Source organism: Planctomycetota bacterium, assembly GCA_016235865.1.
Lineage (GTDB): Bacteria > Planctomycetota > MHYJ01 > JACQXL01 > JACQXL01 > JACRIK01.
The window spans coordinates 64,389-81,370 of record JACRIK010000014.1 but is presented as its reverse complement, the minus strand read 5'-3'; the positions used below and the strand labels follow the sequence as shown (position 1 = coordinate 81,370).

The window sequence follows — 16,982 nt, the reverse complement described above, 5'->3', positions numbered from 1 at the left end:
GTGGGATTTACCCTGGGCGCCGACCTCGTAGATTTGGACGATGTTGGGATGCTTTAACTTGGCGGATGCCCGGACCTCGCGCATGAATCGGGCCGTGGCCTCAATGCCTTCCAGAGTCATTACCTTGAGCGCCACCTTGCGCTCCAGAACCGGGTCAGCGGCCAGATGCACCACCCCCATCCCGCCCCGGCCTAATTCGCGTTCCAGCTGATACCGGCCGAATACTTCCAAAGCGGACGGGGCATCCTGGACTACCATCACCTCTGCAGGCATATCGCCTGTCCGCAGTGTCTGTCCAGCATCGCCGAACCAGCATTTCAGGAATGGATGCTCTTTTAATTGGTCGACCTGATCCGGATTCTGCCGGCAGAATTCAACTATCTCAGGACTATTCCACCAGACACGAAATTCGTCGAATGACCTGAACTCACGGATTTGTAACTCACCTGTTGACATAGAAACATTATAAAATATACTTTTTATCTGTCAATTATTGCATGGTTATCCATAAACATATTGTAATACTATGTCTCTACATATTCAGCTAAAATACGCATTTTACCTCTTCTCTCTCTGCCCGGAGGTTGAGTTTACCCGACCAATTTATACCATAATTTTGTCTTGACATTTCCAGTCCCGCAGCTAGCATATTACTCCAAATGAATAAAGTTCTGACCATCATGTTTACGGATATTAAGGGATTTACGGAACGAACCTCAAGCCAGTCGCGCGAGCACCTGACCAACCTCCTCAAAACGCACGATGATTTAGTCGCACCGGTCATCACGAAATTCGGCGGTAAGGTCATAAAAACCATCGGCGACGCCTTTATGGCCGCCTTTGAGAGTCCAACCAATGCCGTCTTGTGCGCCATGCTCATCCAGCACAAGATGAAGGAATATAATCTGACGGCTCCGGATGATGCGAAAATCCTGGTCCGGGTGGCGCTGAACGCCGGCGAGGTGCAAATCCAGGATAAAGACCTGTTCGGCGAGGCGGTCAATATCGCGGCCCGGATTGAGGGCATCACCGAGGCCAATGAGATATACTTCACCGAGGCAGTCTATTTAGCTATGAACAAGAGCGAGGTGCCGTCCAGCGAAATCGGCTGGCGCAAACTCAAGGGACTGCCTGAGGCCATCAAGGTCTATAAGGTCATTCAGGATGAGAACTCAGAACAGTATAACGTCCTAATAAAGAAATGGCGCTCAGGTAATTTCACCATCAAGGACGACGTGCTGATTGAGCGACGCTCCCGGCCGCTGGTTTACTTCATCGGCGTAGTCGTGCTGGCCTTGGCAATTGGCGCAGTTATCTTCTATATGTCTGGCCAGACTGACCGGGAGTTTAATAAGGTCGATGATTTAATCAATAAAGGCCAAGCCCTGGATGCCCTGGAATTACTGACCACATTAAAAAATAAAGGTGGTAATCCTGTAAAATTCACGATGCTCCTCCTGGGTGCCGTACTCAAACACGCGGATTACCTGGCGGAAAACCGGCGCTATGACGACCTGGATAAATTCCTGACCCAGATAGAGGAAAAATACGGCGCCCTGGCTGATATGACCCCTTTACGGATAAAATATAAGATAGCCCAAATACAGGCCGGCTTTAGCGACCATGACTCAAAGGCATACCAGATACTGACCGAGCTCTACCAACGTTATCCGGAAAATGAGGAGGTGATCTATCAGACCGCCCTGCTGAACATTACCCAGCCGGACGGCTCACGGCATTTGGCGCGCCAGGCATTGCTGAAGCTATTGCCCAAGGACAATAAATACGTCAAGGACCAAACCTTTACCGATTTCGCCAAGGAAGGCATGCGGAAAGCATATCCCTTTGACCACAGCGGCGAACTAGCCCGTAAAATCATCGAGAATTATTATTTTCAGGCATTCAAGGACGAACTGAAGGCATTGCTTCTGTCAACCGAGGAATACCAGCGGGTCAATGCCTTCCGGATACTGACTAACAAAAAGGACCTGACTCCGCAGGAGGAGTTCACTTACCACTGGCTAACGGTTATCAACTCCACGATTTATTCCGACCTGATGGCTGAAGCGCTGGCGTATTTTGAGAAAGCGTCACGATCAGGCGCCCTGACCGGGCTGAAGAAAGGACTGGATACCTCAAAATACGGACTTTTCCCAATTCTCAAGCAATACGAAGGCAAGCATACCGAAACCGCCCGGAAGATATTCACCCGCTTCCTGATGCCGGAACTCAAGACTTACTTTATGCAATACGCCTATTCTGAAGAAGACAGCCAGGTCAGGGTTAATTCATTCCGGATTCTCACCGAGGCGGGGTTTACAAAAGAGATTGATCTATTCAAATACCATCAGGCCAATCTAATGGATATTGACCCTCAGTATTTTGCCCGTAGCGTGACCGAGGCGCTGGAATATATGAGCGTCAGATTAACCGGCGCCGAGCGGGAGCAGACGCTGGCCACGCTCAGGCAGGCACGCCGGAAGTTAGCAGATAATATCGAACGCCTAAAATCCGACAAGTCGCCCAAGGGCTATTATGAACAGGGGGAAAATATCCTCATCGAAATGGACCGTCTCATACAGTAGCGCCGTCAAGATTACAGTTCAGTTGCAATTATTTTCGCACCGCATGCAGTATTATAGCCCGCTCAAACATTCTATCTTATAATGGAATATTATTGACAATATAGCAGTTTAAGGTTATAATTATTATCATACAAGGCGCATCACACTGAAGGAATTATAATGAAATATTTATTAGTAATTGCCATAGGAATAATTACTTTTTTCATCCTGATAAATATTGCCCAGGGGCATGGCGGCGGGCCGCACGGCGGTAATCCGATACCACCACCACCGCCGCCTGACTCTATCCCCCTGCCTACCGACCCTAATAATCCCGGCACCGGACAACCACCGCAACCAGGTAAACCACCACCCAGCCGAAGTGCTCCACCGCCTTTCATATCAACCGAAGGCATCACCTATGATTTTTTGGGCGGATTAATCCGCCCGGTTATAAAGGAGAAAATTACCGAAACCGGCACTGCTTCGGTCAACCTGCTCGATCCGGCATTAATCGGCATAGAAATGCTCAACAGTTACTTCATACCTTTCGATACTTACCAGGTAAGCAGCCTGAGCGGTGTAACCGTGCCAGCCCCCAGCAAGAAAGAGATTTTTATACCTGGAGTCCCCTTGGTTTTCAGGCTGCATTTAATAGTATCAATTCTGCAGACCATGTCGTATATCGAAATTTGTCCTGAATCTTCCTGCGCGGAATATCTGATTGAGATATCACAGCCGAGCCTGATGGCGGCGAAGACAACTTACGAGCTTCCGGGCGCATTGATTGGCGCCTGGCTTAGGGATAAAGCCATAGGCAAACGGGTGGCCGCCCATGTAATGGAGGCCATAGGCGACCCGGCGCCCCAACCGCCGCCGGTGGAAATCGCTGGCGCGGCTATTTCCGATACAAATAATTCCAGCCCAAATAATTCCGGCACCAGCAGTTATAACGGAAATCATTTTGAAACGATGATTAACCGGCTCATGACCGAGGAACTTGGCAAGGAGTACTATTTCCCAGGCTGTGATTTAGGCCGTCGCCTGAGAGAATTGGGCCCGGAGGTCCTGCCCTATATTATAAATGCGGCTAAAAACAGCCAACATTCACTGTTAAGGCGAAATGCGGTGGCACTGCTTGGTTATTATAATACACCCGAAGCTTCAAATGCTTTAAGAGATCTCTTTGTTTCTAACATCGAAAAGGACAAAGTCATCCGCAATCGGGCATTATCCGCCTTGGTCAACCGGCGTGACGTCAAAATAGTGCCGGCCTTAATTGATATATTAAAAAATAGTAAAGACAACTATTTTAAAACCATGGCCGCTTATTCCCTGGGACTGCTGGGTGATAAACAGGCCATTAAGCCGTTGATGGATTATATGGAATCCGATCCTAATAACCGCGACGTGCTCTGGGCGGTAATACAATCACTGGGCCTGCTCTGCAATGAGACCAATGAGGATGTCAAAAAGTATCTCAACGGGATTATTTACAAAAAGCTGGCCGTGACCAGATATTTTGCCTGGATTGCCTTATATTCCATGGGTGATAAATCAGCGGCCGACAACCTGGAGTTAAAGACATCCAAGAACCAGCTCCAGAAACTTCAATATCCGGTGCTTTACTTCGCGATAAGAGTATTTAGCAAAATGGGCGATGACGGCGCCCCGATACTTCTGTCCATTATTACCAACCGGCTTTATGACACCAAGGTCAGATTCGCCGCGATAACCCAGATGAAATTTACGCCCAAGCATATCGATGTGCTGAAGGAACTTGTCGCGAACCCGGAAACACCGTCAATCCTTAAGGCCTACGGACTATACACCCTGTATGTATTGAAGGATAAAGATATGATTGCGGATACGGAGGTGGTTATCAAGGATTCCCTAAAAGATTTGACCAGAAAAGGCGTCCGGATAGACGGCGAAGGGTTTGACACGGTCGTGGGCATGAGAATACTGGGATTGCTCAATGCCAATAAAGAGCCGGTGCTCCAGGAAGCGATTAACAAGTATCTTGAGAGCATAAAACTGCGGCTACCTCCGGATAGAGACAACGGGCTGCTGCTGGCTAAACCGCCGGTGATAGAAACCGCAATTGAGCAATTAGGATTAATCCGGACAGAAGAGGCATCCAAGATATTGCTGGAAGTGGCCAAGCAAGGCAACCCCCATTTCCGCGGCAAGGCCATCCTGACGTTGGCTGACCTGCCGCCAAAAAAGCATGTCGTCAAGACAATGATTGAAATGCTGTCTGATGAGGACGGCTGGACCCGCTATTGCGCTTACTGCGCCCTGAAACGGGTTACCGGGCAGGACTTTAACTGCGAATGGATGTATGATTCCGATACGGTCCGCAAGGAAACCGCGGCGCTCTGGAAAAAATGGTGGGCTGAAGGCGGAAGCGACAAATATAAATAGAACAGCGTGGGCAGTAATGAAGAATTTCGTGTTAATTGCGGCTTTGCTGGTATTAGTGGCTTTGCTCAGCGGCATCATCGGTTATCGATACCGGACTAATCCAATAAATCAGCCGGACCTGGCAGCGACACCGGACTCCATCGCCAGCGGCAGATATCCCGAGTTTCTCAGGGAGATATTAGAGCCGCATGTGGAGGTGGAAGGCAAAACCGCCTGGATCTGGCTGATAAACAAATCAGAGAAGGAAAGAATCCCGGATGAAGAATCGCATCGGGCCATTGTCTGCACCACGGACTTGATAAATACCGATGGCCAGATTATGGAAACCTATAAGGAATATTTCAAACGGCCAGCGCCTAATTTCACCGAAATCTCGCAGCAAATAAATCCGAAAACATCGGCCGAATTCGGATACGACCTGACCTTCCCTCATGGCAAGGTCCGGATAAAGATAACCTATGAGGATTTTTCCGTGACGGATGAGAATAAAGAGGCCGGCAAGATCTTCCTAGCTGAAAAAGAAGCGTCATTCTAACAGACCAAATAACGAAAATAACATGACCCTAAAGAATCTTCTATTCCTGGTAAGCCTAACCCTACTGGTGATACTGACTATTTGTCCCGCCTGCTCAAAGACGCCGAGCAATGAAGTGGTGATTTATACCGCACTGGACGAGGTCTTTTCCGGCCCAATCCTGAAGAGCTTCGAGAAAGACACCGGCATCAAGGTGCAGATGCTGACCGATACCGAGGCGTCCAAGACCGTCGGATTGGCTACCCGTCTGGTGGCGGAAAAGGACCATCCCCAAGCCGATGTGTTTTGGAATAACGAAATCGGCTGGACCCTGGTCCTGAAACAGCAAGGCATCTTGGCGCCATTTTCCCCGACATCAGCCAAAGACATCCCGGAGCGTTATAAAGACCCGCAGGGCTATTGGACCGGATTTGCCGCCCGGGCCCGTGTGATATTATACAACACTGATTTATTGAAGGAAGCTGAAGCTCCCCAATCCGTCCTCGATTTAACCCAACCACAGTATAAAGGCAAGGTGGCCATTGCCCGTCCTATCTTCGGCACCACCCTGACCCATGCCGCGGCGTTCTTTGCTGTGCTGGGCGAAGCCGATGCCAAGAAACTATTCATGAACTTGAAAGCCAATGACTGCAAGATTGCCTCCGGGAATATGATGGCGGCCAAAATGGTGGCCAGCGGTGAACTGCCGCTCTGCCTGACGGATACGGATGACGCCAATGAGATGATGCTCGACAAGAAACCAGTGAAGATAATCTACCCGGACCAGTCCGGCATCGGCACGCTGGTTCTGCCCAACAGCATCGGACTGATTAAAGGCGGCCCCAATCCGGTCAACGGCAAAAAACTGATTGAATATATCCTAAGCGCCCAGACCGAACAACGGCTGGCCAAACTGGCCTCAGCCCAGATGCCGCTCCGGCCCGGCTTGGAGCCCTACAGCCCGCTTTTTGACCTGCGTAACATCAAAGTTATGGCCATAGATTACAGCAAACTCGCCGATGCGATTGACCCGGCCAAAAAATTCATCTACGACGAGTTCCTGAAATAGGCTGATTGAATGAGAACTCCGGCAAAACTGCTTATCTGCCTGGCTCTGCTCATCATGCTGGCGCCGATTGGCTATATGTTCCTGGCTACCCTTATCAACCTGGACACCGGCTTCCTGTTCGAGGTCATCACCAACAGCCGTTACCTGGTATTATTCAGCCGGACCGTGCTGATAGCAACGCTGACCGCGCTCGGCTCAATCATCCTCGGCGTCCCGCTGGCCTTTATCCTGGCCCGGTTCAGAATCCCGTTCAGCCGGACACTGGAATACCTCTTGCTCCTGCCCATCCTTATCCCATCCTACTTCGTAACCATTTCCTTGGTTTATATGCTCGGCTGGAATGGAATCCTGACCGTCTGGCTCCAGAAACTGCTCGGGATTAGCACACTGCCATTCAACATCTACGGAGTCACCGGCGCGGTATTCATAATGGTCATGTGCCACTTCCCGTTTGTCACTTTCCTAACCCTGGCCGGACTGCGCAACCTGGATTCCAATCTGGAAAAAACCGCCTGGCTGACTACCTCAAAATTCAGGGCATTCTTAAGCGTCTCGCTGCCCCTAGTCCTGCCTTATATCCTGGGCGGCGGAATCCTGGTTTTCGTGCTGGCCGTCAACAACTTTGACGTCCCGTCCATTACCCTGCTCGATGTTTACCCGCTGGAAATATTTTACCGGTTCAGCGTCTTCTTCCGGACCGACCAGGCCATGATTCTGACCCTGCCATTATTAGCCATTACCCTGACTGCGGTTTTGATATGGTATTATCTTTTCCGCAATCGGCCGATATTCACCATCAACACCCGCTGGAAGGCGCCGGAACGAATCCCCATCAGCTGGCTGGCCCAGACACTCTGCCTGGTCTTTATCACCCTAATTATCGGTCTATCCGTGGCCCTGCCCATCATCGGCCTGGCTCTTAACATCAACTCATTAACGGACATCATCAATACCTTTATCATCATCCAACCCCATCTGTTCAACAGTATCAGCACGACGTTTATCTCCACGGCCGGCACGCTCATCCTCGGATTCCTGCTGGCTTATCTGCTGGAACGAACCGAATTCAGGTTCAAGGGACTCCTGCTCTGGCTACTGATACTATCGCTGGTCATCCCCGGCGCAGCCATCGGCCTCGGCCTGATAAAATTATACAACCATAGCGGCCTGCTATTTATCTATCACTCGCAATTTATCATCTCGCTCGGCCTGATGGCCCGGTTTGTGGCACTGCCCGCGCTGATTATGGCCGGCGCGTTCAAGACACTGGACCCGTCTCTGGAAAATGCCGCCCGGGTGGCCGGGGTGTCGCGGACTGCCACCTTAACCAGGGTCATCCTACCTTTACTCAAACGTCCATTGGCCATCTCAGCCATCATCTGCTTTATCCTGGCTATCAACGAGCTGGCCGTAACCATCCTGGTCGCCCCGCCCGGCATTACCCCGCTCTCGGTCCGGATTTACTCGCTCTTCCATTTCAACAAGGCCGCTGAGGTGGCGTCCATGTGCCTGATAATGGCTTTTCTGGTTGTTTTATTGTATATCATCCTGGGTTCTGTTATAAAGGAGGACTGAACTCCGGCGAAACGCCACCCCTGTCATTCCCGCGCAGGCGGGAATCCAGTAATTGCAAAGGGTCTGGACTCCTGCTTTCGCAGGAGTGACACAGAGAAAACAATTATGGAAATCAGATTCAGCAACATTACTCGGACTTTTGGAACTCTTACCGCAATCAGGGATTTCTCGCTGACCATCCCCTCCGGCAAATTAGTCGCCTTCTTAGGCCCCTCCGGCTCAGGCAAGAGCACCCTACTGTCGCTCCTGACCGGTCTCCTGGCGCCGGATGCGGGCGAAATCTATATCAACAACCAACTGGCATCAGGCCCGGGCAAAATAATCATCCAGCCCCGCCAGCGCAAGATTGGCATGGTCTTCCAGACCCTGGCACTCTGGCCCCATATGACGGTCCGCCGGAATCTGGAATTCGCATTAAAGGGCAAATGCCCCAAACAAGAAATGACCGGGCAGATTGACCCAGCCCTTGTCTCGCCGAAGAGTGATTCCGCTAAGTTTTCTGGAAACAAGGGCTGGGTTGACCAACTCCTGGCCTTGACTGACCTGACCGGCTATGCCGACACCTACCCGCCCAATCTATCAGGCGGTGAACAGCAACGGGTGGCGCTGGTCCGGGCATTAATCGTCCGGCCAAACATTTTCCTGCTGGATGAACCGCTCTCCAGCCTGGACCGCAACCTGGCGTCCAAACTACTGCCCCTTATCCGGAAATTCCACGATGATTTTAAGACCACGACCATCTATGTCACGCACGACCAGTCAGAGGCGCTCAGCATTGCCGATTTGGTGGCGGTGATAAAAGACGGGCAACTAAGCCAATTTGATTCACCGGAAACGATTTACAACCGACCGGCCAACCGATTCGTGGCATCGTTTATCGGAGACGCCACGCTGGTAAAAGGAGAATTGCTAAAGCCGGATACGGTCAGGACAGAACTGGGGGAATTAAAATGCCAAGTAAATCCGAAGATTACAGACAAGGACGTCTGGGCGATTATTCGGCCGGAGAACACCCAGCTCAACCCCAGTGGCACAATCAAAGGCGTCATTAGCGCAGTCCAGTTCAAGGGCGAGAACTATCTGGCAACCATCACCACTGCATCTGGTCTCGCGCTCAATATTACATCACCGTCAGCGATGGAATTAAAGCAACAGGTTTCGTTATCACTCACCAAACCGATTTGGGTCATCCCCGCGGAATAGCTGACACACCACAGAAGAAAGACATCATGTACGAAGTGATATTTTCCGGGCAAGTTTCAGGGCCTCGCTGGCCAGGCTGCGATAGGCCGAATCCTTATAGAGATTTATTGCCTGGGCGAACTTGGTGAATACCTCGGCGCAGAAGAGATGGCACCCCTTTATTCGGTTCTTATCAAATATTTCCGTGTCGTCATCTTCGTCTATCAGTCCGTGAATCATCACACCGTCCGCGCATAAGACCAACAGCACCAGATACTGGTCCAGGGGCGGGCGATAGTTCCGTGGATGGTCCGACTCCATCTGCTGATGCTTCCAGTTATCCTTGGATGCCTTGATTATCTTGGAAGTGAACTTACTCAATTCTTTAAATGCCGGGTCTTTCTGGTATGGCTGAACCGGCCGCCTTTCGGAATGCTCATTCCAGCGGTCAATTTCAGGCAGTGACGAGCGCCATTTCTCGTGTTCCTTACAGGATTCTTCATTGATATCAATACTCTCCACGTGGTAATCGCTGTTGTCTTCAGGCGGTGGAGCCGGCAATTCCTTCATATCCAGATAGTTCAGGGGATGTTCCTTATCCCAGGCCAAGGCGGTCTGGCGTTCCAATTCATAACGTTTGACAAAGTCCCCGGCCCGCTGGTTAGTCCGGCGACTGAAAATCTCCTCTTCAGCAAAGCCCTTGTCCAGCGACTCGATACTCAGACCGTGCCGCTCCACATAACTGATGAATGGCGAGCGTCTGCTAAGATTGCGCCAGAAATAGGCGCACCACTCTTTCTCGTTCCATTGCCCCGGTTCATCGGGCGGCCATTCGCCGTGGCGCCGGGAATTATCGGCAAGGTCCAGCAACCAACTGCCGATTATCCAAAGGTCAAGATACAGCCGTTCCATATCCGCCTTAAACCTGATGCCGGTCGCCATCCACTTCTTCAGGGAGGTCTGGAATGATTTTGAGGCATCGATTACGGCCTTTTCCTGCGCTGACGGATAAATATCCGGGTCTAAATTATTCCGTTCGCTAATCCATTTCCGTTTTGTGGCAAGAATGATAGTCGCCGCGCCAAGCATCTGGACCACCAAATCAGACGGGTATGTCTTATCTTTGATGTCCTTCTCAAGACGCTCCAATATAAGCGGAATCAGTTGCCGTGACCGGATGATAGCCCCAGACGGACCGAAGTCAGCGGCGGCCGCCTTGGCCTCTTCTATTTCCGGCGGCAATGATTCTCTCTCGGCGTCAAACTTATCCCAGGCATCCAACTCAGCCAGCAATTCTGCCTTGGCCTGTTCGTAGGTAGGCATAAATCCTCCTGATGTTACAAAAGATTACTGCAACCTCTTGTAACCTCAATGTAACATCTTGTAACTTTTTGTAACCTTTTCACGGCGTCACCGTGCACTTAGCCGTCTGGCCGAAAGAGCCGAGACGCATCTTCTTATCAAACCACTGGGCCTTATATTCCACATTTTGCGGCTCGGTTATCCCCAGACCGGCCTGCGCCCCGATAGGCACTATGTCAGACAGGTTGTGCGTATAAGGACTATTGGTATCATCGGCCAGAAATTGCCAATCCTCGCCCTTCCGGCGAAACCAGAGTTTAACGCCGGCAATATCCGCGGGCTTGGAATTCTCCTTTTCATTGGCCGGATTGACCCCGAAATGAATCACCACCTGGCTGCGGAGCGACCAGTCCAGCACCAACAACGGCGGTTCTAAAGTGCCGACATATTCCGGCGCAGTCGGGGTGGGATTGGTATCCAGCGGTCTCATACCCATTCCCGCGCGATGGCCATCGGTTGTCCCGGGATAAACAGTGCTCCGCTGGGCCAGATTCCGGGCCAGCGATTCGGCCGTCTTCCGGATGCTATCTTTTTTCTCTTTTGCGCCCCGGGCCGCACCCTGGGCCGTCATATGCGCCTGATAGCCAGTCTTCCAGCCGGTATTAGCGGCAACGATATTGTCCTTATCAGTTGCCGATAACCCCAGTTCCGCATAATGGGACTCTATATATTTAGTGAAACTCGCCAGCCACCCATTAAATGCCGCATCCTTTTCTGGGATATAATCTCTCTTCATGCTTGTCTCCTTATGCGAGTTGCGCACTCACTGTCATTCCTGCGCAGGCAGGAATCCAGACCTCTTTGGACCTACTGGATTCCCGCTTTCTCGGGAATGACACAAAATGCTAACTGTTATTAATTAGTATTACTCACCACAGTATATTTCCTACTGACACCAGTATATCTTCTACTTGTTCAAATATATCATATACTTGACTCAGTATCTCCTCTACTGATACCAGTATCTTATTTACTTATAGCAGTATAGTTTATACTTGTGCAAGTATCATTTATACTTATACCAGTATATCTTATAATTGAAGCAGTATCTTTCATACTTGAACCAGTATCTTTTATACTGACTCCAGTATTTGTTATACTGTCCTATCTGTCAATGTCAAGTATTTGTTGATTAGATTAAGGTCTATTCCTCTTACGACAACTGCGTTCACTTCTAATGGGGCTGACTTAAGTATACTTACCCAGCACCCGTACGGGTGCTGAACTGCCCCACGAATTCAGCGCGATCATTTTCCTACTCCGTCAGATAGGGGAAGTGGGTAATCTGCGGTCTTTGCTCTTTTATCAATTCCAGTTTATCTGGGAAGATAGATTGGAGTTGCTTCTGGTATTTGAGTTGGAGTTCGGCAAAACGCAGGTTCACCGCATCCTGCCTGCGTTTATTCTCGGGATTATCAAAATATCGCCATCTGGATACATACCAGTCCATATATTTATATTTATCAGCCCGGTCGTAGCGTTCCAGATTGTAATCCATAAACTCCTTGCCGTATTCCGCCTCGGCGCTTGCCTTTAGGACAACATATTCATTCACATACATATCCGATACATATTTGACATACTGTTTTTCACTATCGTTCAGTTTCAGTTCATTCCCCCACTTCTGAATGAAAATATTAGAACATTCGTCTTTGGTCTTGACCGAAGCGTCAACATTCGGCAATGTGTTAACCCTATTTAACCCTATCAAAGTCGTGGCAACATCTCCCGGCAACTTCCTTTCCTGTTCGTCTGTAAATATGTCGCGAAACTCCTTGTCCTGTTTGGCCATGAACCTTTGAAACATTACCGCCTTTTCCATGTTGGTTACTGACGGGTCATTCAGTTTCTTACCTTCCTCGGCCCTGCGGAGCATGGCCTCATCCACGGCCTTGAGCTGCGCCTTGGTCAGGGGCACGCCCGCTTCCTCGAAGGTCGCCGCGCCTAACTCAGAAAACCACTGCCTGATTTCAGGAATCGCATAGGCCTTGTATAACACCTCATCACCAGTGCCCCACATATCAAAATCAATATTATATTTTGCCATCATCTTCATTATATCAGCCATCAGTTCCTGGAATGCCGTCTGCAAAGTCGGGTCTTTCCTGAGCGGTTCGCCATCACCCTCTAGTGCCATGATGGCCCGGGCATACAGGCGCATATTTTCCTTGTTGAACGATGTATGCTTGTCCGATTCGGTATCTTTAATCGCAGATCCTGTGGTTTGCGAGACAGATATCTGTTCTTCTATCCCGGATAATTGTTTCTTCAGGTTGGATATTTGCGCTTGGAGCTGGATCTTAGTTTTTTCGCTATCAGACAGCTTGCTTTGGAGTTCTTTTTCACGAGAGGTCAAGGCGCTAACCATTTCTCTCATCAATGTTAATTCTGCATCTTTCGGAAATGATGAGGTTGTTATCTTTTTTTCAGATAGAATAACTACACCATATCCAATTGTTACCCCTACTATTAGCCCAATTAATATCATCAAGATATTTTTCATATTATCCTTTATCCCTTAACCATAAACCTCGTCAGGATAATTGCGTCAACCGGTTGCACTGTCTGCTGACTGCCGGGCCTGGGTGTTGGAATCACCTGTAACACGGCATCCTGAATAGCATTCTTCTTGTCAATCAGCGCCAGGCCAATTTGTCCGCCTGTGGCAAGCGTGCAACTGGTGACTATGCCGACCTGTCCGCCGGTCTGCTGGTCTGCCGGTCTGCTGGCCGACTGGTAAACCGCATCACCGGGTTTGATGGCCCGGGCATTGGGTGTGGTTATCTTGAAGCGCACGATTTTCTTTTCTGATTGTTTTTCTCTTTGGATATATGCCTTACGTCCGATAAAGAACGGCTTGTGCCGCTTAATGAATGCGCCATAGCCGGCCTCGGTGGGCATGACATTATTCTCGCCGTTGAGTTCGTGCCCGTAGAGCGGCAGTCCGGCCTCGGTCCGGAGTGAATCACGGGCGGCCAGTCCGCAGGGTTTGATGCCGAATTCCTTGCCGGTCTCAAGCAGGAGATTCCAGAAACGAGGCGCATTGGCCCTGGCCACGAATATCTCATAGGCAATTTCCTCGCCGGTATATCCGGTCCGGGCGATTAGCGCGGTAATACCATTCAACTCCAATTCGACAAAGAATGTCTTTTTCAGGCATCGGAGTTTCTGGGCGTCTTCCTTACTTCCGGTGAGCTTGAGCAGTATCTTAATGCCGATCGGGCCTTGGAGCGCCACGTTGACCCAGTCATTTTCTACGGCCCGGTCAACTATCTTGACGCTGGATTCCAATCCGCGATTCGGATTGTCACGGTCAATTATCACCTCACCCGCATTGACTGCATTGAGCCACTGCTCAATCTTTTCCTTGTTGGAGGCGTTGACCACCATCAGGTATTTCTGCTCTTCCATTCTATAGAGCAGGATATCATCCAGCGGACTTCCGACCGCATCAAGCACATAGGAATAATGCGACTGGCCTATCTGGAGTTTGGGCACATAGTTGCTGGTGACCATATCCAGGAATCGGGTGGCATAGGCGCCGGAGATTTCCAGTTTGCCCATATGCGAGACATCAAACAGCCCGGCCGCGGCGCGCACGGCTTGATGCTCCTCGCTGGCCCGGGTGTACCAGAGCGGCATGGACCATCCGGCAAACGGGACCAGAAACTGGGCCTTGGTCAGTTTGAGATGCTCCTCGTATAATGATGTCCGGCGCGGCTCGCCGGTAAAGGGTTTGAAGACGAAGTCAATCCTCTTAATGTCACCCTGAGTGGAACGAAGGGTCTCCTTTGGCAGTAGATTCTTCGCTTTGCTCAGAATGACACTACGGGTCAGCCTTATCACCACCGGGCCTTCAACCTTGGCGTAGATGTCATCCGTTTTCCAGGTGATATAGCCGTCTGAGAGGCCATTAAAGTATCTGACTATGGTGTCAATCTTAGCTTTGGGGGGAACAACCAAAAAAGTATCCGATTGCATCATCTTGAAAACAACCTCGCTGGTGCTGTTACCAACCTTGAGCGTGGCCTGGATGGCCTGACCCGGCTTTAACAGATAAATATTCTCGGAGACCAGCGATTGCAGGAAGGCAATAGCGCGTTCGCCGACTACTTCGATGGCATTGCCCTTTTGTGCCGCGCCCTTGGCTTTGCACTTCATGAGTTTGCTAACCTCAGCCCGGGTCTTTTCCATTACCTCAAGGTCAATCTTACCGCGGACTATCTCGCCGGAATGACTCATGACGGTAAAGGTCTTGATATTGCTCAGGACATAGTGGACCAGCTGGGCAATCTTCTTCATCTCCGGAGCGCCCATACCTAACTGCGACAGGACGGTTGTTCCGAAGCGCAAGCCACGCGGCCGGGCGCCGGTTTCGTCACCCGGTAAGGCGTTCTTGTTGCAGGTAATCCCGCAGATATCCAGGATGTTGGAGGCGATGTCGCCCTTGGGCGGAATGCCTGACCCGCCTTTCAAACTATCTAAATCAATCAGAACCAGATGGGTATTGGTACCGCCATAAGCCAGCTGGAATCCCAGTTTCCGGAATTCATCAGCCAATGTCTTACAGTTGGCCGCTATATTTTGCTGGAGCGCCTTGAATTCCTTGGTCGCGGCAATCTTAAAGGCCACGGCCTTGGCCGTGATATTATTAAGATGGGGACCACCCTGCTCACCCGGGAATACGCCCAGGTCAATGCGTTTGGCAATCTCTTCGTCAGAGGAGATAATGACTGCGCCGCGCGGGCCGCACATGGTCTTATGCGTGGTAAAGGTGGTGACATCTGCCACGCCGACCGGGTTGTTGAATAGACCGGCTACGACCAATCCGGCCGGATGCGAGATATCAGCCATGAGTATGGCGCCGGTTCTGGTCAGGCCGGTAATCTGGACCGGGACCTTTTCCGCGATGGCCTTGAACCTGGCCCAATCGATATTCCAGGGGAATGCGCTGGCGCCGGCAATGATTATCTTGGGCTTGTGTTCCATGGCCAGTTTTTCCAGCGCTTCATAGTCAAATTGGCCGGTCTTCAAGTCAACGGTATATGGAATGACCTTGTATTGACGGCCGGAGCGGTTAAACGGACTGCCGTGGGTGAGATGTCCGCCGTAGGATAGCGACATGCCCATAATCACATCGCCCGGAACCAGGAACGAGTTATAGACGGCGTTATTGGCGGCCGCGCCGGAGAGCGGCTGGACATTGACGAATATCCCGTCCACCGGAGCGTTGGGATTAGCGAATATTTCAGCGGCCCGGCGCTGGGCCAGGACCTCGACGAAGTTGGAGAATTCCGCGCCCTTGTAGAATCTCCGGTCGCCGTAACGACGGTGGAAAGCCAGGTAGCGCTCGGGCTCTTTTTCGATACGGTTGCGCTCCTCGATGGTCATGCGCAGGGACGGATAACCCTCGGCATATTTGTTGGTGAAGACCGCGGTCAGGGCCTCGCGCACCGGCTTGGGACACAAGCTTTCCGAGGCAATCATCAGGAGATTATTGGACTGCCGCTGCTCTTCGGCGTTTATAAATGAAACAATGTCCGGGTCCAATGATGACAGCTTGGCGTCAAACATAAAACCGCTCTTCTTGCTCATACTCTACTCGCTATTCTAAATAGTTACAGGAGATTACAAATTACCGGACTCATGCTAAACGCCCCTTCTGGACATTCCGCCCCGCTTCCGCCCCGATGTGAATCGGGGCGCCCCGTATCCCCGTTGGCATCGGGACGCAGGAATGACATTAGTCCTCAACTCTAAGACACCTTTGACCCGGGTGGCAGTTCTTTTTCAGGCAGGAGCAAAACGACCTCGCGGCCGGCTAGGGTTTCGGTGCTGGCAGCCAGGAGCATGGCCGTGCTTTCCATACCGCGCAGCATAGCCGGCTGGAGATTGACCACCATTGCCACATGGCGATTCAGGAGCCGTTCCGGGCTGATGAAAGGCCGCAATCCGGCCACGCACTGGCGGATGTCCCGCCCGGCCGGATCGGATTCAACTGCCTTTTGTTCGGGCGCGCCAGCCACAGTATTAGCACCTGCCGGGCTGGCTGTGCCTATCGGCAGGCTGGCCGACGGACCGATATCAACCTTGAGGATATAGAGCTTGTCGGCATTGGGGTGATTCTCCACCGAAAGAACCTTGGCAATCCGGATGTCCAGTTTCTTAAAGTCATCAAAACTAATCAATTGGTTTTCCATAAAGAGCCTATATAGAAAAATTATCGCCTGATATCAAATATTTTCTGTATTTATGCAGTTTTTCAGGCGTTTCAAACATTCAATATTAT

Annotated in this window: 12 protein-coding genes; 6 read left to right on the top strand and 6 right to left on the bottom strand. The window is 50.8% G+C overall.

Annotated features, from left to right (window positions below; all coding sequences use genetic code 11):
* Positions 1-258, bottom strand: a 258-nt coding sequence (locus HZA49_05005; GenBank protein MBI5778794.1) for a protein kinase, incomplete at its 3' end; no start/stop codon positions are given.
* A gap of 401 nt (positions 259-659) precedes the next feature.
* Between HZA49_05005 and HZA49_05000 the strand changes: the two genes are divergently transcribed.
* From HZA49_05000 to HZA49_04975, 6 genes are all read left to right on the top strand, one after another.
* The gene (locus HZA49_05000) at positions 660-2,585 is read left to right on the top strand and encodes an adenylate/guanylate cyclase domain-containing protein (protein ID MBI5778793.1); all 1,926 of its coding nucleotides are present in this window, start codon (positions 660-662) and stop codon (positions 2,583-2,585) included.
* Between the two features lie 159 nt (positions 2,586-2,744).
* A complete protein-coding gene (locus HZA49_04995) occupies positions 2,745-4,991 on the top strand; it encodes a HEAT repeat domain-containing protein (protein MBI5778792.1) in 2,247 nt (748 codons plus the stop codon).
* Between the two features lie 16 nt (positions 4,992-5,007).
* Positions 5,008-5,526 carry a hypothetical protein gene (locus tag HZA49_04990; protein ID MBI5778791.1) on the top strand — a complete coding sequence of 173 codons (519 nt, stop codon included), beginning with the start codon at positions 5,008-5,010 and terminating at the stop codon, positions 5,524-5,526.
* A 22-nt stretch (positions 5,527-5,548) separates the two neighbouring features.
* Positions 5,549-6,574: an extracellular solute-binding protein gene (locus HZA49_04985; GenBank protein MBI5778790.1), complete on the top strand. Its 1,026-nt coding sequence runs from the start codon at positions 5,549-5,551 to the stop codon at positions 6,572-6,574.
* A gap of 9 nt (positions 6,575-6,583) precedes the next feature.
* Positions 6,584-8,149, top strand: a complete 1,566-nt coding sequence (locus HZA49_04980) for an iron ABC transporter permease (protein ID MBI5778789.1) — start codon at positions 6,584-6,586, stop codon at positions 8,147-8,149.
* Between the two features lie 105 nt (positions 8,150-8,254).
* Positions 8,255-9,352 carry an ABC transporter ATP-binding protein gene (locus tag HZA49_04975; protein MBI5778788.1) on the top strand — a complete coding sequence of 366 codons (1,098 nt, stop codon included), beginning with the start codon at positions 8,255-8,257 and terminating at the stop codon, positions 9,350-9,352.
* Positions 9,353-9,376: 24 nt separating this feature from the next.
* On the opposite strand, the gene HZA49_04970 is transcribed toward HZA49_04975, so the two are convergent.
* The 5 genes from HZA49_04970 to HZA49_04950 all read right to left on the bottom strand — a co-directional run bounded on the left by HZA49_04970 (position 9,377) and on the right by HZA49_04950 (position 16,893).
* The gene (locus HZA49_04970; GenBank protein ID MBI5778787.1) at positions 9,377-10,654 is read right to left on the bottom strand and encodes a hypothetical protein; all 1,278 of its coding nucleotides are present in this window, start codon (positions 10,652-10,654) and stop codon (positions 9,377-9,379) included.
* Between the two features lie 79 nt (positions 10,655-10,733).
* On the bottom strand, positions 10,734-11,429 hold the full coding sequence (locus HZA49_04965; protein MBI5778786.1) for a hypothetical protein: 696 nt from the start codon (positions 11,427-11,429) through the stop codon (positions 10,734-10,736).
* A gap of 519 nt (positions 11,430-11,948) precedes the next feature.
* Positions 11,949-13,070: a hypothetical protein gene (locus HZA49_04960; protein ID MBI5778785.1), complete on the bottom strand. Its 1,122-nt coding sequence runs from the start codon at positions 13,068-13,070 to the stop codon at positions 11,949-11,951.
* A gap of 134 nt (positions 13,071-13,204) precedes the next feature.
* Complete coding sequence (gcvT, locus tag HZA49_04955; GenBank protein MBI5778784.1) at positions 13,205-16,288, bottom strand: glycine cleavage system aminomethyltransferase GcvT; 3,084 nt, start codon at positions 16,286-16,288, stop codon at positions 13,205-13,207.
* Positions 16,289-16,449: 161 nt separating this feature from the next.
* Positions 16,450-16,893: a hypothetical protein gene (locus HZA49_04950; protein ID MBI5778783.1), complete on the bottom strand. Its 444-nt coding sequence runs from the start codon at positions 16,891-16,893 to the stop codon at positions 16,450-16,452.
* Positions 16,894-16,982: the final 89 nt, after the last annotated feature.

Coding starts and splice junctions, on each gene's coding strand:
- HZA49_05000 (MBI5778793.1), top strand. CDS start 660: ATGAATAAAGTTCTGACCATCATGTTTACGGATATTAAGGGATTTACG.
- HZA49_04995 (MBI5778792.1), top strand. CDS start 2,745: ATGAAATATTTATTAGTAATTGCCATAGGAATAATTACTTTTTTCATC.
- HZA49_04990 (MBI5778791.1), top strand. CDS start 5,008: ATGAAGAATTTCGTGTTAATTGCGGCTTTGCTGGTATTAGTGGCTTTG.
- HZA49_04985 (MBI5778790.1), top strand. CDS start 5,549: ATGACCCTAAAGAATCTTCTATTCCTGGTAAGCCTAACCCTACTGGTG.
- HZA49_04980 (MBI5778789.1), top strand. CDS start 6,584: ATGAGAACTCCGGCAAAACTGCTTATCTGCCTGGCTCTGCTCATCATG.
- HZA49_04975 (MBI5778788.1), top strand. CDS start 8,255: ATGGAAATCAGATTCAGCAACATTACTCGGACTTTTGGAACTCTTACC.
- HZA49_04970 (MBI5778787.1), bottom strand. CDS start 10,654: ATGCCTACCTACGAACAGGCCAAGGCAGAATTGCTGGCTGAGTTGGAT.
- HZA49_04965 (MBI5778786.1), bottom strand. CDS start 11,429: ATGAAGAGAGATTATATCCCAGAAAAGGATGCGGCATTTAATGGGTGG.
- HZA49_04960 (MBI5778785.1), bottom strand. CDS start 13,070: ATGAGAGAAATGGTTAGCGCCTTGACCTCTCGTGAAAAAGAACTCCAA.
- gcvT (MBI5778784.1), bottom strand. CDS start 16,288: ATGAGCAAGAAGAGCGGTTTTATGTTTGACGCCAAGCTGTCATCATTG.
- HZA49_04950 (MBI5778783.1), bottom strand. CDS start 16,893: ATGGAAAACCAATTGATTAGTTTTGATGACTTTAAGAAACTGGACATC.